Source organism: endosymbiont of Lamellibrachia barhami (assembly GCF_011947365.2).
Classification (GTDB): domain Bacteria; phylum Pseudomonadota; class Gammaproteobacteria; order Chromatiales; family Chromatiaceae; genus QGON01.
In genome coordinates this window covers 2,551,823-2,577,238 of record NZ_JAAVSH020000001.1, presented here as the reverse complement: position 1 = coordinate 2,577,238, position 25,416 = coordinate 2,551,823, and the positions used below count along the sequence as shown (strand labels likewise).

The window sequence follows — 25,416 nt, the reverse complement described above, 5'->3', positions numbered from 1 at the left end:
TGAGGCGCCTACTCTATGAATTATTTAGTATCTCTCTGAGGAGACGGTTCATGAATACTGAAGAAGCGATTTTAATGCGGCGTGCTATTAAACACTACGATCCAGCCCATCGGATGACAGATGAGGAGATCAATCAATTGCTTTCATTGGCGATTCTTTCTCCTACGGCTTTCAATATTCAGAACTGGCGATATGTTGTCGTACACGATAAGGAATTGAGGCATAAAATACGTGCTGTGGCTTGGGATCAAGCCCAAGTCACAGATGCCTCACTCTTAATCGTTCTATGTGCAGACTTGAATGCCTGGCAAAAGAACCCAGTCCGTTACTGGAAAAACGCATCGAAAGAGGTTCAGGAATTTATGGTTCCTGCAATCGATGGCTATTATCGCAGTAGGGAACAGGTCCAGCGGGATGAGGCGATGCGATCATGCGGTATTGCCGCACAAACATTAATGCTTGCCGCAAAATCGATGGGATATGACTCATGCCCAATGGATGGTTTCGACTTTGATAAGGTTGCCGAACTGATCAAGCTTCCTGACGATCATGTAATTGCCATGTTCGTGGTTATTGGCAAAGGAATCAAAGATGCATGGCCGCGTCCTGGACAGTTGACGTTGGATGATGTCGTGATTGAGGATTCATTTCCCGGTAAATAAGAACAACATAAATATTGTATGAGTGGAAGTTTTACGAACGACCGTCGTGGTGTGTGCAGGTGATTAATCCGGCTTTGTCAGCTCGGTTTTCAAAGCCGTTACGACTTGTTGGTATTCAGTCTTCAGACTTTCCATCAATGGGAATTCAGCTTCGGTTCTTGCCTCACGGCCCATGGCCTCCAACTCCGTACAGATAGCTGACAACTGCGTTGTCCCCAGGATGTTGCAGTCAACCGCCTTTTCTTTGCTTTGGGAGCAGCCATTTCTCCAGCATAACCTGCAGGGTTAACCGTTCATAGGGTTTACTCAGATAGTCATCCATGCCAGCAGCATGGCATAGCTCCTGCGTACCTTTTTCCACGTCTGCGGTTAGAGCAATGACAGGTATGCGACTACCAGCGGATTCCAGATTGCGGATCGATTTAGTCGCTTCAAAGCCGTCCATTTCAGGCATGTGGCAGTCCATCAAAATCAGGTCATAATTATTCTGCTTCACGTTTTCTACTGCCACCTGCCCCTGATCCGCAAGATCCACCCGACAACCCAATGACTCCAACATACTCTCGGCCACCACCTGGTTTACCTCATTGTCCTCGACCAGCAGAATACGGCAGCCACTCAGTGTGGTTTCAGCAGCTGTGGCAGTTTCGTCGGGCAACACGTCTGCCGTTTGCTCATTGGATGGTTTTTCGATCAACAGGGAGAGTAGCTGATCATGCAGTTCCGTGAGTCGGGCGGGCTTGCTCAGATAGACCTCGATCCCTGCCTCACGCCAAAGAGTATCGTCAGCCTCCTCATGAAGTGCGGAATAGATCAGGAGCCGAATCTCAGCAGTGTTTGTATCCGCCTTGATTTTTCGCGCCAGGGTGATGCCGTCCATGCCCGGCATCATCCGATCTAGAATAGCCAGGGTGAAGGGCTGGTCTGTTGCTGCTGCTTCCTGCAAAATCTTCAATGCCTCATCGCTACCGCTGGCGCCATTTGCTTCAAGTCCCCAGTCGTTAATTTTTCGTACCAACAGGCTGCGGGTGGGTGAATTGTCATCCACCACCAATACCCGGACCCCGGGAAACTGAGCGAGAGATGCCCCCATAGGCATGCTGGCTTGCGCCTGCTTGCCAAACCGGACTGTGAACCGAAAGGTCGTGCCTTCCTGCTCTCTACTCTCCACGCCGATCTCTCCGCCCATCAGCATCACCAGCTTCTTGGAGATAGACAGACCCAGACCGGTGCCACCATATTTGCGGGTGATGGAACCGTCCGCCTGGCTGAAGGCACCAAAGATCCCAGCCAATTTGTCTGCCTTGATACCGATACCGCTGTCACACACTTCAAATTGAACCACGACCTCTTCGTTATTTTCCTCCACAGTGGAGACGTTGATCGCAATCGTGCCTTGATGGGTAAATTTCACTGCATTGCCCATCAGGTTGACCAATATCTGACGAAGACGGGCTCCGTCGCCAATTACCTGATTGTCTATTTCAGTCGGAATATTGCAGAGCAGCTCCAGGTGTTTTTTGCGTGCTTGTTCTGCCATCATCTGCAGCACATCCTCAACCACTTCCTGCAGATCGAAGGGCGCATGCATCAGCTTCAGCTTATTGGCCTCGATCTTGGAGAAATCCAGTATGTTGTTGATGACATCCAGCAGTGTCTGTCCGGAACGGTAGGCGGTTTCGGCAAGCTGCCGCTGCTTGCCAGTCAATCCTGAATCAAGCAACAATTCCGTCATGCCCAAGACGCCGTTCATTGGGGTGCGGATCTCATGACTCATGGTAGCCAGAAACTCGCTCTTGGCACGGCTGCCTGCTTCTGCCGCCTCCTTGGCTTTTTTCAAGCCATGAATCTGGCGATCCACCTCTTTTTGTAACTGGATGTTGCGTTCAAATACCGAATAGGCGGTACCACTTGAGTTGATACTCCTTTTGACGCGCGCCTTGAGTGCCTTGTTGATCTTCTCCTGTTTTTCAAGGCGGATCTTAAGATCTGCGATTTGTGACTGAAGGTCTTTTTCTGAATTCATTAATCCAGTTTTCCAACCACGACCCCGGTCAGAGTCTGGTTCACGTGAATAGAATTATATTGTTCTCCAAAGGTGCTGAATCCGATGAAGTTGATCTTATTGAGCTGTTTCTCGACCTCCAATTTCTCACCTGATTCCAGTATTTCCAGGCGCCGTAAAATGCAATCACACCCCAATGTGAATTCGATGTTGGAAAACTCCCCCTCAATTTGTTCAACCTGCTTCTTAAGCGTATCGACAAAACCGACCCCTTTGGCTACTGTTAATGGCAATCCATCATCAATCGCACAAAAGAAGGTCAGGCTGCCGTCTTCATTGACCTTTTCGATCGATCTTACATACCAGTCATTTCCAATCTGCAACATGACAGGATGGGTTGAAAATACCTGCGGTGTAAGTTTGTCAATTTCAAGACCTATGATTTCGGCATATTCGCTGGCGGCGGGGGCACCATCGATCTCTGTAACGATGCGGCGTGATGGGTCTGCCCCGGTAATGACCATATCCATATCCGAGGGTTCAAAGTGCTGTAGCTTAAAGGTCTTGAAGGGAAGGAGTGTTTCGATTATCGAAAATATTGCAGCGCCTGTCCTGAAGCGGCCTTCCACATAGACATGGGTTTCCTCAAACTTGAGGCTGTCACCCGCAGAACCCCCAATAATAGGAATACCAGCGAATGCGTTGAAAAGGGACGCGACAGTCTGCTCTTCCATACAGGAGAGGCCGTCGATCAACAGGAGTCCGAACATCTTCTTTGAGTCCAGCGACTCGGAAAATTGTAGGTTGGCTTGCAGATCGGATGCGAGCTTCTCAGCGGCCAAAGGATTGAATTCGTTGAGAGGATCAATGACTGACGTGTGAATCCTGAACATCTCTGACGAGAGGCTGAACCCAACGATTCCGCCATGTTGATAGGTAGATCCGATCTCGCCGGCGGTTGTGCATCCGATCACAGGGCAGGTGAACTGCTCACCTAGCGCCAGGCTGAGTCGATCGAGGTCATAATCAGCGGAGCAGAAGAAGATGACTCCCGCCATGTCCGGTTGTCTTACGTTTTCGGCAAATTCAGCAACAGCAGTTTCTTCATCCCGTGCAATGACTTCCCCTCTCTTTACGTAAATTGATTCTGATATCATTTTTGACTCCTGGTAATGCTATCTTTTTCGCAATGCGGGATCAGTGAAAGATGCACTGAATGTGCTGCGAAGAAAATTTCTTGGCTACATCGTTCACATTAGTGACAGCGATCTTTGCCTAAGCTGACACTTCATTCGTCTTCACCAAGTTCGCCAACAATTCCATTTCGACTTTTTGGTATTCAATCTTCAGGCTTTCCATCAGTGGCTGAGCTTTATGAATTTCCCCCTCACGACCAATGGCTTCCAACTCTTTGCAAATAGCAGAGAGCTGCATGGCGCCAAGATTGGCACTGCTGGACTTCATGCTATGGGCTGCCTGGTACAAAACGTCCGCGTCGCCATTGACTGCCGTATCTTTCATCTTCTCCATTAACCCAGGGGTTGTGTTCAGGTAGATGCCGATCACTTTGCCCAGGATATCGGGTGCCCCAGGGTGCTGCAGAGCACGTATTTTGTCCAGTACCCTTTGATCCAGCGGTTCGGCCTCATCAGTCTGTGCCAGTGTGTTTTCGATCTGTGTGGGTGTTACCGGCGGGTTGTGGTCAGTCGAGTTTGTTTGCTCTATGGGTAGCCATTTCTCCAGTACGTCACGCAGGGTTTCCTGTTCAAATGGCTTACTCAGATAGTCATCCATGCCAGCAGCATGGCACTGCTCCTGCGTACCCTTTTGTACGTCTGCAGTCAGTGCAATGATCGGAACGTGACTTGCGTCGGGTTCCTGATTGCGGATCGTTTTTGTGGCCTCGAAACCATCCATCTCCGGCATGTGGCAGTCCATCAAAATCAGGTCATAGCGATTCTTTTTTATGCTTTCCACTGCCAGGTGCCCCTGTGCTGCGACATCCACCCGACAGCCCAACCTCTCCAACATATTTCGGGCCACTGTCTGGTTTACCTCATTGTCCTCAACCAGCAGGATACGAGAGCCGCTCTGTGTGGTTTTGGCGACATTGACTGTTTTTGCAGGCAAAACTTTCGCCTGGTCCAATATTGAAAGTTTGTCGGTCAGCAGGGACAGCACTTGATGATGCAGATCTTTGAGTCGGGCGGGTTTGCTCAGATAAGCCTGGATTCCTGCTTCACGCCAATCTGTATCGCCAGCATCCTCATGAAGGGCTGAATACATCAGGAGTCGGGTATCTGCAATCGCTGGATCCGCCTTGATCCTGCGTGCCAGGGTGATGCCATCCATACCGGGCATCATCCGGTCGAGGATTGCCAGTCTATAGGGTTTTCCGTTGGCAGCGGCTTCCTGAAGCAACATCAGTGCCTTATCACCACTATCTGCATCGATTGCTTGTAGACCCCAGTCCTCAATCTTTTTCAATAACAAGCTGCGGGTAGGGATACTGTCGTCTACTATCAGTACCCTGGTTCCCATCAATAGATCGAATGACGTGGCTGCAGGTTTCATGACTTGTGTCTGCTTGCCAAACCGTGCTGTGAAATTAAATGTTGAACCTTCGCCCTTTTTACTTTCCACACCGATCTCGCCACCCATCAGGCTGACCAGCTGCCTTGAGATGGCCAAACCCAGTCCAGTGCCACCATACTGGCGAGTAATGGATCCATCTGCTTGTGTGAAGGCATCAAATATTCCCGCTAACTTGTCCGCATCAATGCCAATGCCGCTGTCCTGCACCTTGAACAGAATCAGAATCTCGTCGCTGGATTCCTTCACCAATGCAGCGCTTATCACAATCTCGCCCTGTTTGGTGAACTTCACTGCATTACCCACAAGGTTGATCAGCACCTGGCGCAGGCGTGGCCCATCGCCAATCACTTTACTGTTGATTTCAGCCGGGATATCGTCGAGCAGTTCCAGGTGATTTTCACGAGCCTGCTCCGCAACCATCTGCAGCACATCCTCGACCACTTCCTGCAAATCAAAGGGTGCATGCACCAACTTCAGCTTATTGGCCTCGATCTTGGAGAAATCCAGTATGTTGTTGATGACATCGAGCAGTGCCTGACCGGAACGATGGGCGGTCTCGGCAAACTGCTGTTGCTTGCCGTTCAATCCAGAATCACGCAACAGTTCCGTCATCCCCAATACGCCGTTCATGGGGGTACGAATCTCATGGCTCATGGTGGCAAGGAATTCGCTTTTGGCGCGACTTCCTGCCTCTGCTGCCTCCATAGACTGCGTCAGCTCAGCCGTTCTCGCCAAGACCTGTGACTCAAGATTCCGGCGATTCATTTCCAATTCATGCTGCACCTGTTTGCGCTCCACCACCTCCTGTCGCAACGTTTGATTCAGCTTTTCCGCCTTCTCCTTCTCTTCGCTCAGGTTTCCAGCAAGCTCCAGCTTTTCAAACTGTAACTGCAGGCTGTTTTTCAGTGTGTGATACAGACTGTATGAGCTACGCACCATCAAAATGGTATAGATGACGATTGCAATGCTCAGCAGGGCATCGTTTCCACCACGGGCAGCCAATAGCCAAACCAGTGCACCGGCAGAAGGTAACGTATAGAGCATCATAAGTTGTGGAAATGAAACCAGGACGGGAATCGATGCTGACTGGAGTTGAGTGACCAGGATTACGATAAGCATTCGGGTCCAGAGTTCACCGGTAAAACCCAATGGCACGAGCAGTGCCCAACAAATGCCAATTAGCGCGGTTGCACCGGCATAACGCCATGCCCAAGGCTTAGGATCTGACCTTTCAGAGAACGTTTTACGATATCGGACTACCACTCCAAAGCGGACAAGCACGATTGTCGTCAAACCACAGAACCAGGCAATTAACCATTCAGCCGGTGCTTCGCCCCACAATATTCCGGTAAGCAGTGAGGAAGCGACAAGAACAGTGATGGTGGATGCGGGGGCATTTTTGTAGAGCAGCGCTGTTCGCTCAGCAAAGATTTTAGCCTGAATGCTGTTGTTCATATTCTTCCTTCCCAATCACACGCAGCGGCTTGCTTTTCGTGAGCCGTGACTTGGCGTAAGGAAAGTGCCGCAGTTCCCTTGGAATATCCCCTACATATTGCAAACAACCATTGGGGTCTGAGCGGGTGATTCATCAGACTTTTTCAGCTCCACTTTCAATGCCTTCACGTATTGTTGGCTTCCCATCCTGAGTTAGCGTCCAGGATGCGCAAAACTTGAAAGGGTTTAGGCGCATCTTTCAGGAGAAATTCGTCAAAGTTGCACCTGAGAGGACTTTGTGAAAAGAGGTATCCACGTGTTTGCGTGCCTCGTAATGCGGTACAGGGAGGCCTTCAGTAGCGTCGTTTAGCAGGGCAAGAATGTAATTCCAACCTTGACAAATCACAAAGCAGTGTATATACACTTAATATGACTAATCACAACACAACCTGCGATCTCGGGCAGTGCAACTTGATTGGACAGACCTGCGCTGTTTTTAATCTGCGTAAGGCATCCAGAGCGGTAACAAAGCTCTATGAAGAGATTATGAAACCAAGCGGGATTTTACCGACACAGTTTACTCTTTTGGTGGTAACCCGGGCCTTTGGGCCGATCACTATCTCCTCAATGGCAGAGTTGCTGGTGATGGATCGCACCACATTAACACGCAATCTGAAGCCCCTTGAAAGAGAAGGTTTGCTACTGGTTGTACCTGGTAAAGATGACAAGCGTTCACGTGAAGTTAGCCTAACGAACAAGGGCTTAGAGCAGTTGGAAGAAGCTCTGCCTCTGTGGCAAGAGGCACAATGCAAGATCGACCAGGCACTTGGCAGCGTGCGTCTGGATCGGTTGCTTGATGATCTGACAGCGGTGGTGAGTGCTGCAGGATCTGCCTGATTGCTTTTTATCCCTTAAAGGTGCATATACACCTTAGCGAAGATTGACATGAATATCACATGAGTCTACTGGGATTTGAAAAAGGATCTTAACCCAAATGTGTCGGGCCTGAGATCATGCAGGCCTGGACTTGTATCCCACCTAACTGGAAATCGATCATATGTGTCCGATAGATATGAATGCCACAGGTTAAAGATGGTCTTGTTCATCTCAAGGCCAGACGCAATATTGAGGATGGCGACAGGCGGTTATTTGTTTTGTGATTTTGTGCTTAGGTAAAAGAATGAGGAGGCTCTCATGCAATTTTCGACACTACCGATTCTGATTGCCGTTATCTTTGGTTTCCTGTGGTTTCTAAGCAGAAGAATCCATCGCCTCGGCAGTATAAATTCATCACAGCGAAATTGGCTGGTTGTACTTCTTTTAATTCCGCTCATCTGGGGCGGTTACATCGGCTATCAGTCTAGCGTGGGTATTTTCGCCACTGAAGATTTTCTTAGCCTATTGCCCGGTTATTGGTTGCCCTATGTTCCAGTAGTTATCGCGATCATTTTGACACTGTTGGTTACTCCTCTGCGCATCGGCCTAAGAAAGCTTGTTGATGAAACTCCGTATCATTGGCTGACTGCGATACACGGCCTTAGAATTCTTGCGATTGGAACCCTGATCAAGGCGTCGATAGGAGTGTTCCCGGAAAAGTTTGCCTGGTTTGTGGGAGGGATGGATCTGTTATTCGGATTATCGGCGATAGCTGTAACGCTATTGGTGCATCGTGGCCGTTTGACTGATGGTTTTCTTCTTGTATGGCATCTCATCGGTGCACTGGTGATCGTAGCACCAGTTGCCGGGCTTATGCATGTTTTCATGCAGGAAGCCCTGTTTTCCAAACTATTTGCTTTTCCTATGGTACTGGCGCCAGCTCTGGTGGTTCCCTCATTTGTGATGCTTAATCTGCTGGTGGCCTGGCGGTTACTGGAAAAAAGGATGCAGAGGGGTTGAGGGAATGATTTTCTGGTATAGGAATTCAGCATTGATTCCTGCGCCGCCTCATAGGAGTGCTTGTCAGATCACTCAATCTCCAAAGCGGCTTTTGACTACCCGAGTCTCACCTTTATCGGGAATGGTCAGAACGAACAGGTCACCGTAGTTGTCCGGTGGTTCACCTGCGCCGCCCATCATCCAGTAGAGTGATTCCAGATTGAAGGTATTACCGACCCAGACCACTGTTTCACCAGCATGTTGCTGGGCAATTCTCTTCGGAATATCAGTGATGTCACCTCGGCTGACACGGATAATTGTAAGGCCATGGTGATCGGCCAGTGGTTGTACTGTGTCCAGGTTGCGCTGAATATCAGGGCTGTAGATTGCATGGATTTTTCTGTCACCCACTGCATTGACCAGCGCACGGGCCCGCGCTTTCCCTTTCTCGGTTAACATTTTGCTGATCTGAGTGCGCTCAGTATGGCGCAGCATTATGACAGTGGTTTCTGTGCCCTCTTTTGAGTGAACGATCAGCGAGGAGCAACCCGGTAACACGAACAGGCTGGTCAGGAATAGCAGCAGAATGAAGGCGCGTAGTGATGATGTCGTCATGATCTCTCTTTCCGAATGTTTTTCATTTTCTTGTTTCCACAGACATTGACTTCAAGTTGTTCAAAATGAAGAGAATACCAGCCAGGGATGGGCCAGGCTCAGATCGGATTTTATCAGAGTCTGGAATGAATATGGAGGACGATGCGCCGCATGCGAAGGGGGAAGATTCCCGGCGGCCTGTGCCGCCGGGAGTGATGGGCGTCTATCTCTCCATCGTTCCTTCGAAGTGGATCTCCACACGGCGGTTGAGTTTACGACCTTCTCGAGTGCCGTTATCGGCGATGGGGTATTCTTCGCCCATGCCGACGGACTCGATTTCCTCATCCGGGATCTTAGTATTTTGCTCGAGGTAGTCGGCAACCGTCCGTGCGCGGCGTTCAGACAGTTTTAGATTATAGGCGGCGGGACCACTGGCATCGGTGTATCCCACTACCTTGACCTCAAGGGTCTTGACGTTCTTGCCGCTGAAACGTTGGATGCGTTCGTTGATGATCGACTTGCCATCATCTGAAAGTTCGGCGCTGTCGAAGCCGAACAGGACTCCGGCCTTGATGTCGACCATCTCGGCGATGGTGGTGGTCAAGCTGACTGCAGTGTTGGTTGCGACGACTTCCTTGGTCACGACCACAGGCTCGGGTTCAGGCACTGGGGCTGGCGCCGCCATGGGCTCCGGTTTTGGGGCCTCGTATCCACACTCCAGCAGTTTTTCGGTTGAGTTGGCGTAACCGGTGCGCCAGCACTCACCGTAGCTGTTTTTGGCGACTCCTCCGCCGGACTTGGCGTAGCCGTCGACGAGACTCTCTTCGGCAGAAACGGAAAGTGCGCCTGATAACAGAATGGCGGCAGTAGTGAATGATAGTAAAATGTGATGTTTCATGTCAGTTCCCTATGTAAATATAGACAGCCTCACCGACGCTGTTGGCGTGGATACAACAATCTTCCAGGTGATTACGAAACTTTCGTAACCTTTATTCTTGGGGTTATTAGTCCCCCGGGATGCGGCGTGAATAAGTTATTACACAAATGATCGGGTGACAAGTTGCAGGTCGGTTCAAGTTTGTGGAACCGGCAAACACTGCTTGTTGTACGGTGCCTTTTTATGATCCGCTATGTTTGATCAGACCTGTGAATTCTGGTGTTATGCGGATCACTGAGGAGAATTTGGGTTCAAAGCAAATTTTAATTTCTTATCCTCGCACAAAGTACCTGGAATGGCTGAACTTTTTTCTGCTGACTGGATGAACGAACTGAATGATGCCTGGAACGCTGACTCTGAAGTAAAGGGGGGGGCTGTCCGAGACAGGCGCTGAGTAACGCAGGCTGGATACAGCGAGGTGTTTTTGCTGTTCTCGATTGAAATGCCGGTTATCTGTAATACATTGCAGATAACCGGCAGACTCGTTTGTTTTTACCGCGATCTATGTCTTGTGATCGTTGGTTGCTCAGGTCAATCAATCAATCAATCAACAATATCGTACGGATCATTGCCGAATGGATCTGGCCATGCCGGATCCTCGGGCCATCCACTAAGAATTTTCTCAGATTCTTTCATATTGCTCTCCTGCGAAGTGCTCGTTCATCGAAGTGCTCGTTCATTATTACGCAATATTTATACCGGAATAAAAATTTTCTAATAATTCAATGAGTTGAATTGCACCGAATGGGTCGACTGCTGAAAAGTGTCAAATGTTCCGACAAAAAAGCAGACTGTTCATGCCATTTTCTATTCGATTTATATAAATAATTACATAACATTTTGAAATTACAGGCAATATATGATTTTGTTCTGGTGTAAGAATTTTCGACAGATCCTGATGTGTCTTTTTTGATTATCAGGATTATTGATGGTTGGAAGCCTATAAACTCACACTGGCACCATGCAGGATAGAGTTGCTACTATTGCCATCTCAGCGGAGAAAAGACCGAGGAAAATTCAATGTCAAAACTATTGTCCCTGTCTCGCGCAGCCCGGCTCGCGGGCGTCAGCCGCGGTGAACTGCAGAAAAGGGTACGCAAGGAAGGCGCGGATACCTTCGAAGGTAAGCTTACTGTCGAGATCCTGGTCTCTCTCTACCCGCATATCGATATGGAGAAGGACCCCGTTCTGGAGCGGGTGCAGCGCATCAAGCGGGAGGCCCGTCCCAAGGCGCACTATAGCGATGGATGGATGCCTGATCCGCAGGTGTTGATGACCCGGTTGAAGGAGTTCCAGCATACTCTGGTGCAGACAAAGTCTTCACTCAACGCATCAGAGAATCTGCTCAACGAAACCCGCTCCAATCTACAGTCCGCTCTAAATGCTTCAGAGGAGGAGCTTCCTGCCGAGGTGGAGCGCTGTATCCAACGGCTGAGCAGAGCGATAGACCGGCTGGGTCGCGCCTCAGATGCGAAGGCAACCCTGTTTGCAAAAGATGCCATGTTGAAGATCGTCAGTGCCAGCGTACGTCTTCTGCCCAGTGGTCATGAGTTTTTTATCGAAGGCAATGATTCCATTCTGGAGGCAGGATTAAAAGCCGGACTCTATCTTGATTATGGCTGTACCGGCGGAAACTGTGGTGCCTGTAAATGCAAGGTGGTCTCCGGTGCTGTGCGAAAACTGCGTAACCACGACTATGTGCTCAGTACCAAAGAACAGGAAGCAGGCTATGTGCTGGCCTGTTCTAATACGGCCATATCCGACCTGGTTGTCGAGGCGGGTGAAGCGGGTATGTCAGAGGCGCTGCCGCATCAGCAGATCAGGGCTCAGGTTAAAAAAATAGAACTGGTGGGAGAGTCGCTGGCGCTCATGAATGTGCAGACGCCTCGTACCCGGTCGCTACGTTTCAAGGCAGGACAGTCGGTAAGTGTCACCACTGAGGATGGTCGTACTGCCGATCTCTATATCGCCAGTTGCCCTTGCGATGGACGTAATCTGCAATTCATCATCTTCAAGGAAGATGATGTTGATTTTGGGGATGCTGTTTTTGACGCTACCCTTGCCAGGCAGACGGTACTGTTAGAGGGGCCGAAGGGTGGTTTTGTGTTGCAGGAGGACTCCACGGTGCCGACACTGTTTCTGGCTAAAGAGGGCGGTTTCTCACCGATCAAGAGCCTGGTGGAACAGGCTATTACCATCGACAATGCGGAAGGGTTGAACCTGATCCACATAGGCGGAAATCCTGCGGACTCCTCGCTGGATAATCTCTGCCGCTCCTGGGACGATTCGCTGGATAATTTCAGCTATACCAGCACAGCGAATGATATCTCTGCAGACGAACTGGCGCAGTTAATACTTAATGCCGCTACAGATAGTGACCGGACGGAGGTCTATATCGCCGGACCTGCCGCCTGGCTGGAATCCGTCATGGATGCGGCTTCCCGTAACGGTCTCGATACGGGGGTGTGGTATACGGAGGCAACCGATCGGTAATAGATAGGGGGTAGGGTCTCAGTCCATAAACAATGGTCGGCGCAGGAAAAGATAGAAGCCGTATTGGCCGCCCTCGGCATGACCGTAGGCAAAATAGAGCGGTCCGACCGGCGTATCGGCCCCAAGATAGAGACTGCTGGCGTAGCGCATGTCATTCAGACTTATATCATCACGGCTTTGCCAGGCATTGCCCATTTCCAGGGAAGCGCCCGCATAGACCGGAAAGTATTTGCTGCGGTGAAGTCGAAACATATAACTGCCGACAAGCAGTGCGGTGTGCTGTCCTATGATCTGATTTTCCGACAGCCCCGACAGGTGCAGAAAGCCGCCAAGTGTGAATCGGTCTTGTAGCGGTGCGTTGTCGTCCTGTGTGCTGTTGAGTGAACCCGTGGCGAAAAGGGTGTGGTCGTCCCAGCTTTTTGCCAGGTTGAACTGCAGTTCAAACTGGTCAAAGTCGTTATCGGCGCCAAGGCTGCGGCGCGAACCGGTCCAACGAAGTGTTGAACGAAAGCCTTCCCTGGGAAAATAGATGTCATCCACCTCATCCAGCTTAAAACTGCCATAGAGTTCACCGCCACTGAAATCGTATCCCTGTAGTTTGGGCGGCCCGGCCACATAGTCCAGATCCCCAAGAAATCTTCGATAACCCAGCTCAATGCGGCCCCACTTGCCCAGTTCCCTCCCCGCGGATAAGCCGACACCGTACTTTTTGATCCCGTATTCAGCCACCAGATTGTCGTCAAGATATTTGCCGACATACTGGGTTGAATAGAAAAGGATGGGATGGACGAAAAATTCAGATTCGCTATCCAGTGGCTGGTAGAGTTCGGTGAAGAGTGTGGGTTCCCTGCCGAGTTGGACAAAGGTTTTCAACTCTCCATTGAGGTCGTTGAGTGGTTTTATAGTATAGGCTGAAGATGCATTGAAGTGGGAATCGCCAAGGCGGGGATTAACGCTGAAGTTCAAACCAAACTGTAGAAAGTCCGTACCCCAGCGCTTCTCTTTGGCTTTGATCAACAGGCCGGTTTTGCCCGCTTCTTCGATCAATCTGTAGCGGACGCTTTCAAAAATATCCAGGCCATAGATCTCGTCAATACTCTGTTCGAGTGCTATGAGATCAAGCGGCGCGCCCGAGTGGATGGACAGACGACTGCTGAGAAGCTCGTCGCGCAACTCAGATTGGTTCTCGACGCGTATAAACTCCACAATGGGTGTGGTTGGCTTGATCCGGCGTTTCTCACGATAGTTGTGGTATGCCTGTTCACCAAGCGCCAGCCGGGAGAGCGCTGGTTTTATTGCTTCAGCTGCAACCTTACCAATCCTGATCGCTTCGCCGGTTTGTTTGAAGTCGGCACTCTCGATATCATCCAATGCAGGAATAATCAGTATGTCCCGATCACTGAGGGCGGCGATTTGTGTTTCGGTATTGCGTCGCGTGAGGATGGTCGTCAACTGCTCCACTATAGTCAGGGCAGTGGTTAGCTCATCCTGATGGTAGAGCGGTGTGCTGATATCCACGGCGATGACGATATCCGCCCCCATCTCTCTGACTACGTCGATAGGCAGATTGTTGGAAACTCCACCGTCGACCAGTAATCGGTTTTCGATCTCCACACCGGCAAAGACTCCGGGTATGGTCATGCTGGCCTGGATTGCCAGGGCGAGGTCGCCTTTGCTGAGAATAATGGGATTGCCGGTTGCAATCTCAGTGGCAACGGCTCTAAAGGGGATGGGCAGACGAGAGAAGTCTGTGATCTCCGACACGCCAAGGGTCAGCCGTTTCAGTTCCAGACTGAATTTCTGTCCCTGGATCATAGCCGTCGGCAGGCTGATTTCCCGTTCCTTTACCCCAAGTTTCGCATTGATCAGTGGCAATCGGGAATTGATCTTGCCGCGCATGTTGTGTTTGGTGCGGCTGAGATCGTCATCGAACAGATTCTCCCAATCCATTGAGGTCAGATGTTGTTCGATTGTCTCCGGACTCATTCCGCTCGCATAGAGTCCGCCGATGATGGCGCCCATGCTGGTGCCCGCGATATAGTCGATGGGAATTCTGAGTGCTTCAAGGACTTTTAGAATGCCGACGTGAGCTGCGCCTCTTGCGCCGCCGCCACTCAGCGCAAGGCCAATTTTTGGTCTTTCAATCTGCTGTTGCGCCAGAGCGGTGGGCAGTTGGCACAGCAGCAGAAGGGCGAGCAGAATGCGTTTTACTGCCACGGGCATCCGGCTATTTCTCCATCCAGTCAAACACCTGTTTGCCACCGTCTATCAGAGGGGTGGCCGGTTGGTTTCCCAGCGCCAGACGGTGCAATCTGTCGAGGTCCATCACAGGTGGACGCAGGAGTGCGTCAAGATAGGGTTGCAGTGTTGCCGGTGCGCGAGCCTTGATCTCTTCTTCTGAGCAGTATTCAAAATGGGGAGCGGGCGCACCGCAGGCGCGGGACCAGGTTCTCATTAAGGTCTGCCAGTTGAACCGCTCGTCGCCGGCCACATTGAGCAGGGCCGGGAGGTTCGGTAGAGAGACGAGATCCCGAATCAGTGCGCCGTGATCTGCCGCAAACCAGGGTTGCAGCAGTGACTGATCGTCTCTGAGGATCGGGAGGGATTCCTGCGCATTCAGACGTTGTGGTAACCCAGGGTCTCTGCCGAACGGGGTGAGTGGAGCGTGCCCCGGCCCATAGAGTCCCCCAAGGCGTAGAGAGACGGTCTCCCGGCCACTCACCGCCCATTTCAGCGCTGCATTTTCCGCCGCCAGTTTTGCTTCCGCGAAGAATCCGTTCGGTTCTGCTGAATCGCTCTCCCGGTAGGCTCTGTCACAACCGGGACCATAGACCACTGCGCTGCTGACAAACAGGTAGCGGCGGGTGCTCGCGGGAAATGTTTCGGTAAGAGAGGTGACGTCGTCTTCGCTATAAGCAATCTGATCGACCACTGCCTGGGGCTGGAATTCGGCCAGCTGTTGGCGCAAGCGTCCAGTGTCGTGCCGATCGCAGATGAAATCTGGGGCGGGGCCGTTGCTCTCGCCACGGGAGATGCCAAGGACTTGGTTTCCGGCAGCCCGCAGGGCGCTGACCACTGCCCGGCCACCACAGCCGGTACTGCCGATGACGGCGATTCGTTGGGGGTCAGGCATCGAATTCGATGTAGGGTCTGGGGTAGGAGCGCAGCAGGCGTTGACGCACATAATCGGATGCCGGGTTCAGTGCGCGAACCGCCTCCCTGAAGGTCTCCGCTGTCTGTTCGTCAATGCTTGGAGAGGCGATCTCCAGAAAGCGGTCATCGAACAGTGGATCGGTATTGGCTGTGGTGCTGACGCCTTTTTCGTCCAGGTGTCCCTGCATCGTTTCGTAAGGTGCGCCCCGGTCAAAGCGCAGGGGGAAGGCGTAGAAGCAGGGACCGAGCCGGTTGGCGGCATCCCCGAGACGCTCAGCGATGGCGGCCAGTTCCCGAAGAAAATCCAGGGTGAACGCCAGGTCCTCCGGCGTATCGCCGGGCACCGGCTGCAGAATACCGAATACCGGCAGGATATCGTTCTTCAGACAGGCCTCCACCAGGTTGCGTGTACCCTCAAGATACCTTTCATGCACCTTTGGACGGGCATCGATCTTCTCCAGTTCACGCAGAGACTGGTGGCCGACTGCCTCAAGCCCAAAGTAGATGAGGTCGCAACCCGCTGCCGCGAGTTGCGGCACATCCTCCGGATGCAGGACATCCACCCGGCTTTCGGCCAGAAACTGCATGGGGGTCTCTTTGACTAGACTGCAGACCTCTGCGAGCCGCTTGCGATTGACCCCGAACAGGGGGTCGCAGATCCACAGATACCAGGACTTTTCCATGTTGGAAAAGAGTTCGAGATCCGCTTTCACCTTTTCGATAGGGTTGTGGGTGAAGCCAGGATTGGTCAGGCGCTCGGTGCAGAAGGTGCAGTGGTAGGGGCAGCCCCGGCTGGTAAGCCAGCAGAAGATGTCATAGCGTTCCGGATGGCGCATCAGGGACATATCCACCGGCGGTGCCGTGGGGAGGGTTTCTGCGGGCGGGTTGGAATGGATCTTTTCTCCATCGCGCCACACCAGTCCTGGTATCGAAGCCGGATTTTGCAGGCCGTTCCTTGCCAGAGCGAGTGCGGCCTGTTCCCCAGGCCCTGCAACGATGGCATCGATTTCGGGACAGCGTTCGAGGATCTCCGCGCCACAGGCGGTAACCCAGACACCACCCAGTACCACCGGCAGTGACTCGTTGCGCTGTTTCAGGACCCTCGCCATGGCGGCGCCGAACCGTCCTTCAACGGGTGACAGGCAGGCGATGCCGACCATTTGAGGCGACTCCTTCAGCACGGCATCGGCGATGCGTTCCAGCAGTGCCCTGGGGGAATCGGAATCCCCTTCGTCATCGAGATCGGTACTGGGATCGAGGACTGAAACTGCAACCCCTTCGCTGCGCAGATAGCTGCCAAGGGTGATGTTGGAGAGAGAAGGGCAGAGACCGCCTGGCAGGGTGTCGCCGGCCAATGGGGTGCTGAGCAACAATAGATCCGTCATCTTGGTCTGCTCCAAAAGGTGTGTGGGTTTGAGACTAAAAGAATCCCCGGCGTTACTCAAGGACTATGCATGACTTTCAATTTGCGGTTGTGGAGGCGGACTTGGGCTACAATCCCGGAAAGCTTTTTTTACCGAGCGATGCGAATCTTGAGGGACAATCATGAGTCAAACCAACAGGGAAACCTTCCCCTTGATAGAACTCTCCATCGGCACCCCGGATGTGGATGTCCAGGAGGCGTTCTGGGTAAAGATGTTCGACGGCAAGGTGATTTTTCGTGGACAGATGATGGGACTGCGTTTCAGTCGCCTGATCGTCTGCGGCGCCACCCTGGTCTTTCGTGAGGATCCCGATTTTCAACTGCCACCAGGACCGGGAGATGAGCGTCTCTATAACAACCACATCGGATTGCGTGTACATGATCTGGATCGGTCGGTGGTCGAGCTGGAGTCCCGTGGCGCTGAGTTTGTACTTAAACCGGAGATGGTGCGTGAGCTGCTCAAGCAGAAAAATGACGGCGCCCCCAAGATACTTGAAACCGACTATATCGCTCCCCCATTGAATGCTGAACGCCTGGCCCGCGGGGAGTACAAAATTGATGTGGCGATTCTGGTCGTAGAAGACCACATGATCGACGTCGTCGAGGAGAGACCCTGGTCGAGGCAGAAGCGAACCTGCGCTGCGGGAAACGCTCGTCATGCTTCTGCGCGAGAATCGCTCTTCCTGGGCGGCGGCGGTGATTTCTCCGTCTTGGACCAGGGCCGCCGCGCTATCGTGATAAACGCTGATATTCCTAAAATGTTCATTCCCGAACTCTAGTGTTTGGTCAGTAAGACCAGTGAAATGATGGTTTGGTTGCGTGCTCCATGTTACACCAACGAAGCGGTTACCATGATAGCGCGCGCAATCTATGCATTACTTTAAGTTCAGGTAAGTATATAACCAAGCCAGCGCCCAATTCCTCTTTCGACAGCTCATCACTGGTGTTGAGTCTGACCAGGCGTCGAAGATGTAAGATGCTTCCATATCGATGGTGCTGCAGCGAAAACCGATCGCGCCATCCCCAATGAGCAACACTGGTCGCATCTTTGGATTCGCGTCTCCGAATCACCAAGCTTGATATCCAACTCAACGGACTGATCCGGTTGGCCGCTCCAGTCGGGCGGGCAGGACGACCAGAGCGCCTTTTAACGATGGTATCCAGCAACGCCGTTTCAAATGATTTTTTCGCCCTCTGATATGCATCATGCATCAAAAGGACGCGCCTGAAGCGCCGGCGCTCTTCCGGGTTTCCTGAAGTAGTCATTGTGTCTGGCTCCCTATTAGGTGAAATTGCATTTGGGTTCCGCCGACATGGATGATGTCGCCATCCTGTAGCAAACGTGATTCTTCTCCAATCTTTTCGTCATTAATGCTGGGGGATACGGGACCTTCAAGATGAGAGAGGAAATAGCCGTCGTTGCGGAGAGCAATAATGGCGCAGTCGCAACCGGCCTGCCCGATACGGGTGAGATTATGATTCAGTGGGATGATCCGGCCAATATGCTCGCCGCTCATGATCTGTAACATGCCTTCATGCGGTAACGAGGCATCAGTAGCGGTAGCCGGGCCGATATTTGGAAAGATGTTCCAGCTCTCCTCCTCCTCCCCCCCAGTCTCCACCTCTACGACGCTGGTTGCTTCGGTGCGCAGTTTCCCTCCCGGTTCGAGAGCGTCTTCGGCATAGGAGAGGGTATGTTTGCCGATCTGAATGAGATCCCCATGCACAAGATCGGTTGATTCAACGACCTTACGATTGATGAGAACGGGATGGGTTTTATCTTGCGCAATGAGATGCGAGCCTGCTTCATCCAATTTGATGAGTATTTGTTTCGGTGCCACTGCCAGGCTGTCGATGAAAAGCGTACAGTCGCTATCCCTGCCGATAAGGGTGTCGCCTTGAGCAAGATGGTGGACATCGATGATACGGCCTTTGAAAGAAAGGGTTAGCTTGGGCATGGAATAACTCACTGCAATATACTGCGCTGGGGGATAGTAAAGAGTATTTTTCGGACGGTATCAACTACCTGAACTACTGTTAATCAGCGCCTTTGGCTTTTGATCTGCCCAGTTTGCCTTTGTAGGGGCCACAGGCGCACCTGGATTTCGTGAACTAAAGTTTTGGGATTCGTGGTAGTGGTTGGCATGAGGTGTGGCTTCTCTAAATGAGGCGAACGTGGGGTGCAACCTGCACACCATGATTACTCACGCTTCGCCAACTGTTGAATGATGCTGTTTGTTGGAGAATTGCACTTTAAAATTAACGAGATAACTCTATATCTTAGTGATATTTCTTAGCGTGACATAATTTTGACATTCTACTGATTTACTGCTTAACTCTGCGTCAAAGGTTTGCATCAAATTAAATTTGTGCCCGAATAATCAATAACCTGAATATTTTTGTATCTGGTGATCAGTGATTTTCTGGCGACAACTCAATAATTCATCAATTCATCTTATGGAGTCGGAGTGTAATGGGTGAAGCGGCGGAAAAACTAGCTCCTGCGTTTCCTCGACTCTGTGTCTATCTTGTTGATGAGGATCCCGAGAGGCGTAAATATCTGGAGCATATTCTCAGCTTTCTGGATGGGAATGTTCTGTTCGCCAGTAACCCGGATGATATCCATCAACATATCAAATCGGCAACCGAGGCCTGCTCTGCTGTTTTGGTCGGTCCGGATCTGGATCGGGATGCCCTCAGTAATTTTGCCAACAAGCTGAACGAATTGCATCCCGAGATTCCTCTCTTTCAGACTATTTTGAATGGGGGCGAGTTGTGGCGGGGATTCGAGGGTTGTGAAAACGTTATTGGCTCGCTGAGTCTCCCCACGCAATATGACAACCTGATGGGGTTGATTCATAAAGCCCAGGTCTATCAGGAGGCGCACAGACAGGGTGAAGTCGTTGCACGACCGGTAGAACTGTTTCGCAGTCTATCCGGCAGCAGTCGCGCAACTCGGCATGTCAATCGCATGATCGAGCAGGTGGCCGATTCTGATGCGACTGTCTTGATATTGGGTGAGTCGGGGACAGGTAAAGAGGTGGTGGCGCGAAAGCTTCATTTTCACTCCCACCGCCGGGGCAAGGCCTTTGTGCCGGTGAACTGCGGGGCGATTCCTGCTGACCTGCTGGAGAGCGAACTTTTTGGCCATGAAAAAGGGGCCTTTACCGGCGCAATCAGTACGCGCAAGGGACGCTTCGAGATGGCCGAAAGCGGTACCCTGTTTCTTGATGAGATCGGCGATATGAGTATGCCGATGCAGGTCAAGCTGTTGCGTGTTTTGCAGGAACGTACTTTCGAACGGGTCGGCAGCAACAAGACACTGCATGCGAACGTCCGTATCATTGCCGCGACCCATCGCGATCTTGAAAAAGCGATTGCTGAGGGCAGATTTCGTGAAGATCTTTTCTATCGTCTGAATGTATTTCCCATAGAAGTGCCACCTCTGCGGGACCGGGTGGAGGATATCCCGGTGCTGGTCAACGATCTGATTCATCGCATAGAGAATGAGAAACGCGGGTCGGTACGTCTGACCCCCGCAGCCGTTGCGGCCCTGAGTCACTATCGATGGCCGGGTAATGTCAGGGAACTGGCGAATCTGATAGAGCGGTTGGCCATCCTCTATCCCTTTGGAGTGGTCGACGTGGGTGATCTGCCCGACAAATTCCGCCCTGCAGGCGAGGTGCTCGATACGGTGCAGCTGCCCGAGGTGGCAATCCCTGGAGGTGAGTCGGACACCACACAGCATGCCCCGCGACTGCCCAACAACGGTATCGACCTCAAGGCCCATCTCGGCAGCCTGGAGCAGAGCCTGATACAGCAAGCCCTCGAAGAGTCGGGTGGCGTTGTCGCGCATGCAGCCAAGCGACTCCACATGCGTCGCACGACACTGGTGGAAAAACTGCGGAAATATGGTCTCCAGCGTCAGCATGAGTCGACGGGAATTTGACGTTCCTTGAGAATGGAATATCCAACTCGTTGAAATATAAAAAATAATAAAACAGGCACGGTTGTTGCTTTGTCTCTGGATGTCAAGATGACATTCAACTGCAGAGACATAAAACGTGCCGATGAACCGCTCAACGCCTGAACGTCAACAATCCCTCGAAGCGGCGTTCAATCTGTTCAATCAACTATCTGAAGAGCTGACCGGCTCATACCAGCAGTTACAGCATCAGGTACTACAGTTGAGCAGCGAACTGGCTGCTGCGCGTAGTGAACGCATCCTTCAATTGGCGGATAAAGAACGTATTGCCGATCGTCTGGAACGTCTGCTCGAAACGCTTCCAGCGGCTGTGATCGTGCTTGATGGCGAAGAGTGCGTGCAGGAGTTCAACCCGGCGGCACGGCGTCTGCTGGGTTCCATCAACGAAGGGGATGACTGGCGGGAGTTGCGCCGGCGGTTATTTCAGATCCCGCAACATTCAGGGGATGACCTGCGCCTCTGCAATGGCCGTATTCTCAGCATCTCATCCTGTGACCTTGAGCAGGCGCCTGGGCGTATCCTGGTCATGCTCGACGTCACCGAAACCCGCAAGCTGCAGGAGCGCCTGAACCGTCAGGAGAGACTGGGGGCGATGGGAGAGATGTCCGCACAGCTTGCCCATCAGATGCGCACCCCTCTCAGTTCCGCCTTGCTCTACACCTCCCACCTCTCACGCGACGATCTGACATCCGGTCAACGTCAACGATTTACTGGCAAACTGCGTTCCCGGTTGCAGCATATGGAACGCCAAATTCGCGATATTTTGATGTTTGCCCGAGGCTCGTCGGAAGGCGAAGAGCTTATCTCCCTTTCAGAACTGCTGGGTGAATTTGCGGAGGGTATCAGGCCAGAACTGAACGATGTGGCGGTGACACTCAAGATAGAGGATCTCAGCGCTGGGGCTGCCGTGATAAAAGGCCGCCGTGATGCACTGCTCGGCGTATTGAGCAATTTGACGGATAACGCATTACAGCAAGGTGCAAAGCGCATCACGCTGCTGCTGAGGGTTACAGATAATGTGGAATTGCTCTTCAGTGACAACGGCCCCGGTGTCCCGGCTGAAATCCGGGAACAGATTTTTGACCCTTTCTTTACCAATCGGGCAGGTGGAACCGGTCTGGGTCTGGCCGTGGTGCAGAATCTGGTGCTGAGTCATCACGGTGAGATCTGTCTGTCTGACAGCCTGAACGGCGGTGCTTGCTTCCAATTGGCATTTCCTCCTGTTTCTCCCCAACAGATACCCGTTGAATTACCGGTGTTAGGTGCCGGAAGCCCTCTCATTGAGGCGAGGAGATTGTCATGAGTCAGGCAACTGTTCTCATCGTAGAAGATGATCCTGCTCTGCGTGAAGCACTGAGCGATACCCTCGAACTTGCCGGCTACCCGGTAAGGGCGGCGGAAGGGGGCAGTGCGGCATTGGAGATATTACGTCAGGAGCCGGTGGGCATAGTGGTGAGCGATGTGCAGATGCGTCCGATGGATGGGCATCGCCTGTTACGCCGAATCAAGGCGGGATATCCCAATCTGCCTGTATTGCTGATGACCGCTTACGGAACGATCGAAAAGGCGGTAGATGCGATGCGTGATGGTGCGGTGGATTATCTGATCAAGCCCTTCGAGGCGGAGGTGCTGGTGAGTAAAGTTGCCGGGCATATCCTGGCTGCCGTGGACAAATTACAGCGTGGCCCGATTGTCGAGGATCTGCGCAGTCGTGAGGTGCTGGAGCTTGCCCGTCGTGTCTCTCACAGTGAAGCGACAGTGTTGATCAACGGGGAGAGCGGCACCGGTAAAGAGGTATTCGCCCGTTTTATCCACCAGACTTCTGAGCGGCGCGATGGCCCATTCGTTGCCATCAACTGTGCGGCGATTCCTGAGAATATGCTGGAAGCCGTCCTGTTTGGCTACGAAAAAGGTGCCTTCACCGGTGCCTATCAGTCCGCCGCAGGTAAATTCGAGCAGGCTCAGGGCGGTACGCTGTTGCTCGATGAGATCTCTGAAATGAGCATGGCGCTACAGGCAAAACTGCTGCGCGTGTTGCAGGAACGGGAAGTCGAACGCCTTGGCGGGCGCAAGATGATCGAACTCGATGTGCGAGTGCTGGCCACCACCAACCGCAAGCTGCGTGAGGAGATTTCTGCCGGTCGTTTTCGTGAGGATCTTTTCTATCGGCTCAATGTTTTTCCTCTGACCTTGCCGCCGTTGCGGGAGCGCAAACGGGACATTATTCCCCTGGCCAGACATCTTTTATCCCAGCACCTGCTGCCGGGACAGCTTGTGCCACCATTCAGTGAAGCGGCTCAGGTTCAGCTCTTATCCCACGATTGGGCCGGAAATGTGCGTGAACTGGAGAATCTGATACAGCGCGCCCTGATCCTCTACAACGGCGAACAGATAGAAGTTGAAGACCTCGCGTTTGAGAGTGCAGATGGCATTGAAGCACCCAGCGTATCTCCAGCAGCCGAAATTTCAGCAGGGAGGTTGCCGGAAGACCTGCGTTCAGTGGAGGAGCAGATGATCATGGATGCCCTCCATGAAGGTGACGGAAGCCGCAAGCAGGCGGCGGAGCGTTTAGGCATCAGTCAGCGCACGTTGCGTTACAAGATAGCCCGCATGCGCAATGCTGGCATGGCTATTCCTGGCCGGGCCGGCTGATTGGTGCGGAATCTGCATATAACAGATATATAGATCGATTTGAGTGGGGAGTGAACGATGAACAACATGGATATCAACCAGGTTCTGGCGCAGATGCGGGTGATGGCCGCCCAGGCCGAAGATGCCCCAAAGCCGGTTGAAGCGGCGGGGCAGAGCAACTTTGGCGACCTGCTGAAAAATTCCATCGATCAGGTCAATGAGACCCAGCATGAGGCGAAGGCGCTTACCACTGCGTTTGAAACCGGTGAAGGGGATGTGAACCTTGCTCAAGTGATGATCGCAGTGCAGAAGTCGAGCCTATCCTTCGATGCGATGGTGCAGGTGAGAAACAAGCTGGTCGAAGCCTATAAAGACGTAATGAATATGCCTATCTAGCTGCTACAGCACAAATAATACGCAACTGGAAAGAAAAGTCAGATTAATCAAGCCGGAATCGCAATCATGGCACTTGCAACAACTGATCAATCGGGTAAGGCACTGGAAGTCAGCCAGCGTCTTCAGGACAACCCCATCTTCCGCCAAATCGCCGTTATGGTCGGTATTGCCGCCAGCGTTGCGTTGGGTGTGGCAGTGGTGCTCTGGTCGCAGACACCGAACTACAGTCTGCTCTACGGCAATCTGGCACAGAAAGATGCGATGGAGATTGTTCAGGCGCTGCAGCAGATAGGTATCGAGTATCAGGTGGATCAATCCACAGGTGCAGTGATGGTGCCATCCGCAGATCTGCAGGAGGCGCGGATGAAACTTGCCGGACAGGGTTTGCCGCATAGCGATTCACTTGGTTTTGAACTGCTGCAGCAAGATACCGGTTTTAACACCAGCCGGATGGTCGAGGCGGCCCGTTATCAGCGCGCGATGGAGGGGGAACTGGCCCGCTCCATTGCCACACTGGCGAATATCGAGTCTGCCCGTGTCCATCTGGCCACACCCAAGCAGTCGGTGTTTGTGCGGCAGCGCAAGGTGCCCAGCGCCTCGGTGGTGATAAAACTCTATTCAGGACGGACGCTGGAGAAGGGCCAGGTGGAGGCGATCACTCATCTGGTGGCGTCCAGCGTGCCGGAGCTGGATGTCTCCCAGGTCACTGTGGTGGACCATAAAGGCAAGCTGCTCAGTGGTGCGGACAAATCCGCGCAGATGGCCATGTCCAGCAGCCAGTTCGAGTATACCCGTGAGTTGGAAGCACATTACAAACAGCGCATCGAAGATATTCTGTCGCCCCTGTTGGGACAGGATAATCTGCGGGCCGAAGTCGCGGCCGAAGTCGATTTTACGGTGATTGAACAGACTCAGGAGAGCTATGATCCGGATATGAGTGCTCTGCGTTCCGAGCAGATCAATGAACAGCAGGAGTCGATTGAACGAGATACAGGGTGTTCCCGGCGCACTGACGAATCAGCCGCCGGCTGCAGGCAATGCGCCAGAGCAGGCGGGCGGCCAAGGGAGTGAGGCTGCGACCCCGATCAATACCAGCAAGCGCGCCACCCGTAACTTTGAGCTGGATAAAACCATCAGTCATACCAGACTGCCCAGCAACAACCTGCGCCGCCTTTCGGTGGCGGTGGTGGTCAACGACAAAGTCGTGCTGGGTGAGGACGGGACGCCGCAGCG

Annotated in this window: 20 protein-coding genes; 11 read left to right on the top strand and 9 right to left on the bottom strand. The window is 52.4% G+C overall.

Annotated elements, in window-relative coordinates:
* Nucleotides 1-50: 50 nt before the first annotated feature.
* Nucleotides 51-662 (top strand): nitroreductase family protein, encoded by a 612-nt coding sequence (locus tag G9Q73_RS11610; protein WP_177419932.1) that lies wholly within the window; start codon nt 51-53, stop codon nt 660-662.
* Nucleotides 663-891: 229 nt separating this feature from the next.
* Here G9Q73_RS11610 and G9Q73_RS11605 read toward each other — a convergent pair whose 3' ends face one another.
* From G9Q73_RS11605 to G9Q73_RS11595, 3 genes are all read right to left on the bottom strand, one after another.
* Complete coding sequence (locus G9Q73_RS11605; protein ID WP_177419931.1) at nt 892-2,688, bottom strand: response regulator; 1,797 nt, start codon at nt 2,686-2,688, stop codon at nt 892-894.
* Nucleotides 2,688-3,824 (bottom strand): FIST signal transduction protein, encoded by a 1,137-nt coding sequence (locus tag G9Q73_RS11600; protein WP_177419930.1) that lies wholly within the window; start codon nt 3,822-3,824, stop codon nt 2,688-2,690. Before G9Q73_RS11600 ends, G9Q73_RS11605 begins: the two co-directional genes overlap by 1 nt.
* Nucleotides 3,825-3,942: 118 nt before the next feature.
* Nucleotides 3,943-6,717 carry a response regulator gene (locus G9Q73_RS11595; RefSeq protein WP_177419929.1) on the bottom strand — a complete coding sequence of 925 codons (2,775 nt, stop codon included), beginning with the start codon at nt 6,715-6,717 and terminating at the stop codon, nt 3,943-3,945.
* A gap of 450 nt (nt 6,718-7,167) precedes the next feature.
* Here G9Q73_RS11595 and G9Q73_RS11590 point away from each other — a divergent pair, with 450 nt between their 5' ends.
* Both G9Q73_RS11590 and G9Q73_RS11585 read left to right on the top strand, forming a co-directional pair.
* Nucleotides 7,168-7,593 (top strand): MarR family winged helix-turn-helix transcriptional regulator, encoded by a 426-nt coding sequence (locus G9Q73_RS11590; protein WP_246345225.1) that lies wholly within the window; start codon nt 7,168-7,170, stop codon nt 7,591-7,593.
* Between the two features lie 297 nt (nt 7,594-7,890).
* Entirely contained in the window at nt 7,891-8,592 is a 702-nt protein-coding gene (locus tag G9Q73_RS11585; protein WP_177419927.1) for a DUF8737 domain-containing protein, read from the top strand.
* A gap of 72 nt (nt 8,593-8,664) precedes the next feature.
* On the opposite strand, the gene G9Q73_RS11580 is transcribed toward G9Q73_RS11585, so the two are convergent.
* Entirely contained in the window at nt 8,665-9,186 is a 522-nt protein-coding gene (locus G9Q73_RS11580) for a histidine phosphatase family protein (RefSeq protein WP_177419926.1), read from the bottom strand.
* Between the two features lie 202 nt (nt 9,187-9,388).
* Complete coding sequence (locus G9Q73_RS20020) at nt 9,389-10,063, bottom strand: OmpA family protein (protein ID WP_177419925.1); 675 nt, start codon at nt 10,061-10,063, stop codon at nt 9,389-9,391.
* Between the two features lie 1,059 nt (nt 10,064-11,122).
* Here G9Q73_RS20020 and G9Q73_RS11570 point away from each other — a divergent pair.
* Entirely contained in the window at nt 11,123-12,595 is a 1,473-nt protein-coding gene (locus tag G9Q73_RS11570; protein ID WP_177419924.1) for a 2Fe-2S iron-sulfur cluster-binding protein, read from the top strand.
* Between the two features lie 18 nt (nt 12,596-12,613).
* Here the strand turns inward: G9Q73_RS11570 and G9Q73_RS11565 are convergent, their stop codons facing one another.
* The 3 genes from G9Q73_RS11565 to G9Q73_RS11555 are packed head-to-tail and all read right to left on the bottom strand — an operon-like array spanning nt 12,614 to nt 17,133.
* The gene (locus G9Q73_RS11565; protein WP_177419923.1) at nt 12,614-14,818 is read right to left on the bottom strand and encodes a patatin-like phospholipase family protein; all 2,205 of its coding nucleotides are present in this window, start codon (nt 14,816-14,818) and stop codon (nt 12,614-12,616) included.
* 4 nt (nt 14,819-14,822) lie between these two features.
* Entirely contained in the window at nt 14,823-15,728 is a 906-nt protein-coding gene (locus G9Q73_RS11560) for an NAD-dependent epimerase/dehydratase family protein (protein ID WP_177419922.1), read from the bottom strand.
* Complete coding sequence (locus tag G9Q73_RS11555) at nt 15,721-17,133, bottom strand: B12-binding domain-containing radical SAM protein (protein WP_177419921.1); 1,413 nt, start codon at nt 17,131-17,133, stop codon at nt 15,721-15,723. The genes G9Q73_RS11560 and G9Q73_RS11555 overlap by 8 nt, the downstream gene beginning before the upstream one ends.
* A gap of 160 nt (nt 17,134-17,293) precedes the next feature.
* On the opposite strand from G9Q73_RS11555, the gene G9Q73_RS11550 reads away from it, so the two are divergent.
* Nucleotides 17,294-17,950, top strand: a complete 657-nt coding sequence (locus G9Q73_RS11550) for a VOC family protein (protein WP_177419920.1) — start codon at nt 17,294-17,296, stop codon at nt 17,948-17,950.
* A gap of 483 nt (nt 17,951-18,433) precedes the next feature.
* Here the strand turns inward: G9Q73_RS11550 and G9Q73_RS11540 are convergent, their stop codons facing one another.
* Nucleotides 18,434-19,129 (bottom strand): FHA domain-containing protein, encoded by a 696-nt coding sequence (locus tag G9Q73_RS11540; protein WP_177419919.1) that lies wholly within the window; start codon nt 19,127-19,129, stop codon nt 18,434-18,436.
* Between the two features lie 515 nt (nt 19,130-19,644).
* On the opposite strand from G9Q73_RS11540, the gene G9Q73_RS11535 reads away from it, so the two are divergent.
* The 6 genes from G9Q73_RS11535 to G9Q73_RS19655 all read left to right on the top strand — a co-directional run.
* Entirely contained in the window at nt 19,645-21,120 is a 1,476-nt protein-coding gene (locus tag G9Q73_RS11535; RefSeq protein ID WP_177419918.1) for a sigma-54 dependent transcriptional regulator, read from the top strand.
* A gap of 121 nt (nt 21,121-21,241) precedes the next feature.
* On the top strand, nt 21,242-22,459 hold the full coding sequence (locus G9Q73_RS11530) for a sensor histidine kinase (protein WP_177419917.1): 1,218 nt from the start codon (nt 21,242-21,244) through the stop codon (nt 22,457-22,459).
* Nucleotides 22,456-23,808 carry a sigma-54-dependent transcriptional regulator gene (locus G9Q73_RS11525; RefSeq protein ID WP_177419916.1) on the top strand — a complete coding sequence of 451 codons (1,353 nt, stop codon included), beginning with the start codon at nt 22,456-22,458 and terminating at the stop codon, nt 23,806-23,808. Before G9Q73_RS11530 ends, G9Q73_RS11525 begins: the two co-directional genes overlap by 4 nt.
* A 57-nt stretch (nt 23,809-23,865) precedes the next feature.
* Nucleotides 23,866-24,183 (top strand): flagellar hook-basal body complex protein FliE, encoded by a 318-nt coding sequence (fliE, locus tag G9Q73_RS11520; RefSeq protein ID WP_177419915.1) that lies wholly within the window; start codon nt 23,866-23,868, stop codon nt 24,181-24,183.
* Between the two features lie 66 nt (nt 24,184-24,249).
* A complete protein-coding gene (fliF, locus tag G9Q73_RS11515; RefSeq protein ID WP_246345223.1) occupies nt 24,250-25,254 on the top strand; it encodes a flagellar basal-body MS-ring/collar protein FliF in 1,005 nt (334 codons plus the stop codon).
* On the top strand, nt 25,163-25,416 hold a 254-nt coding region (locus tag G9Q73_RS19655; protein ID WP_281397579.1), incomplete at its 3' end, for a flagellar M-ring protein FliF C-terminal domain-containing protein. The genes fliF and G9Q73_RS19655, both read left to right, overlap by 92 nt.

Bases quoted from the DNA above. Each gene is read 5' to 3' on its own strand.
- G9Q73_RS11610 (WP_177419932.1), top strand. From the start codon at position 51: ATGAATACTGAAGAAGCGATTTTAATGCGGCGTGCTATTAAACACTAC.
- G9Q73_RS11605 (WP_177419931.1), bottom strand. From the start codon at position 2,688: ATGAATTCAGAAAAAGACCTTCAGTCACAAATCGCAGATCTTAAGATC.
- G9Q73_RS11600 (WP_177419930.1), bottom strand. From the start codon at position 3,824: ATGATATCAGAATCAATTTACGTAAAGAGAGGGGAAGTCATTGCACGG.
- G9Q73_RS11595 (WP_177419929.1), bottom strand. From the start codon at position 6,717: ATGAACAACAGCATTCAGGCTAAAATCTTTGCTGAGCGAACAGCGCTG.
- G9Q73_RS11585 (WP_177419927.1), top strand. From the start codon at position 7,891: ATGCAATTTTCGACACTACCGATTCTGATTGCCGTTATCTTTGGTTTC.
- G9Q73_RS11580 (WP_177419926.1), bottom strand. From the start codon at position 9,186: ATGACGACATCATCACTACGCGCCTTCATTCTGCTGCTATTCCTGACC.
- G9Q73_RS20020 (WP_177419925.1), bottom strand. From the start codon at position 10,063: ATGAAACATCACATTTTACTATCATTCACTACTGCCGCCATTCTGTTA.
- G9Q73_RS11570 (WP_177419924.1), top strand. From the start codon at position 11,123: ATGTCAAAACTATTGTCCCTGTCTCGCGCAGCCCGGCTCGCGGGCGTC.
- G9Q73_RS11565 (WP_177419923.1), bottom strand. From the start codon at position 14,818: ATGCCCGTGGCAGTAAAACGCATTCTGCTCGCCCTTCTGCTGCTGTGC.
- G9Q73_RS11560 (WP_177419922.1), bottom strand. From the start codon at position 15,728: ATGCCTGACCCCCAACGAATCGCCGTCATCGGCAGTACCGGCTGTGGT.
- G9Q73_RS11555 (WP_177419921.1), bottom strand. From the start codon at position 17,133: ATGACGGATCTATTGTTGCTCAGCACCCCATTGGCCGGCGACACCCTG.
- G9Q73_RS11550 (WP_177419920.1), top strand. From the start codon at position 17,294: ATGAGTCAAACCAACAGGGAAACCTTCCCCTTGATAGAACTCTCCATC.
- G9Q73_RS11540 (WP_177419919.1), bottom strand. From the start codon at position 19,129: ATGCCCAAGCTAACCCTTTCTTTCAAAGGCCGTATCATCGATGTCCAC.
- G9Q73_RS11535 (WP_177419918.1), top strand. From the start codon at position 19,645: ATGGGTGAAGCGGCGGAAAAACTAGCTCCTGCGTTTCCTCGACTCTGT.
- G9Q73_RS11530 (WP_177419917.1), top strand. From the start codon at position 21,242: ATGAACCGCTCAACGCCTGAACGTCAACAATCCCTCGAAGCGGCGTTC.
- G9Q73_RS11525 (WP_177419916.1), top strand. From the start codon at position 22,456: ATGAGTCAGGCAACTGTTCTCATCGTAGAAGATGATCCTGCTCTGCGT.
- fliE (WP_177419915.1), top strand. From the start codon at position 23,866: ATGAACAACATGGATATCAACCAGGTTCTGGCGCAGATGCGGGTGATG.
- fliF (WP_246345223.1), top strand. From the start codon at position 24,250: ATGGCACTTGCAACAACTGATCAATCGGGTAAGGCACTGGAAGTCAGC.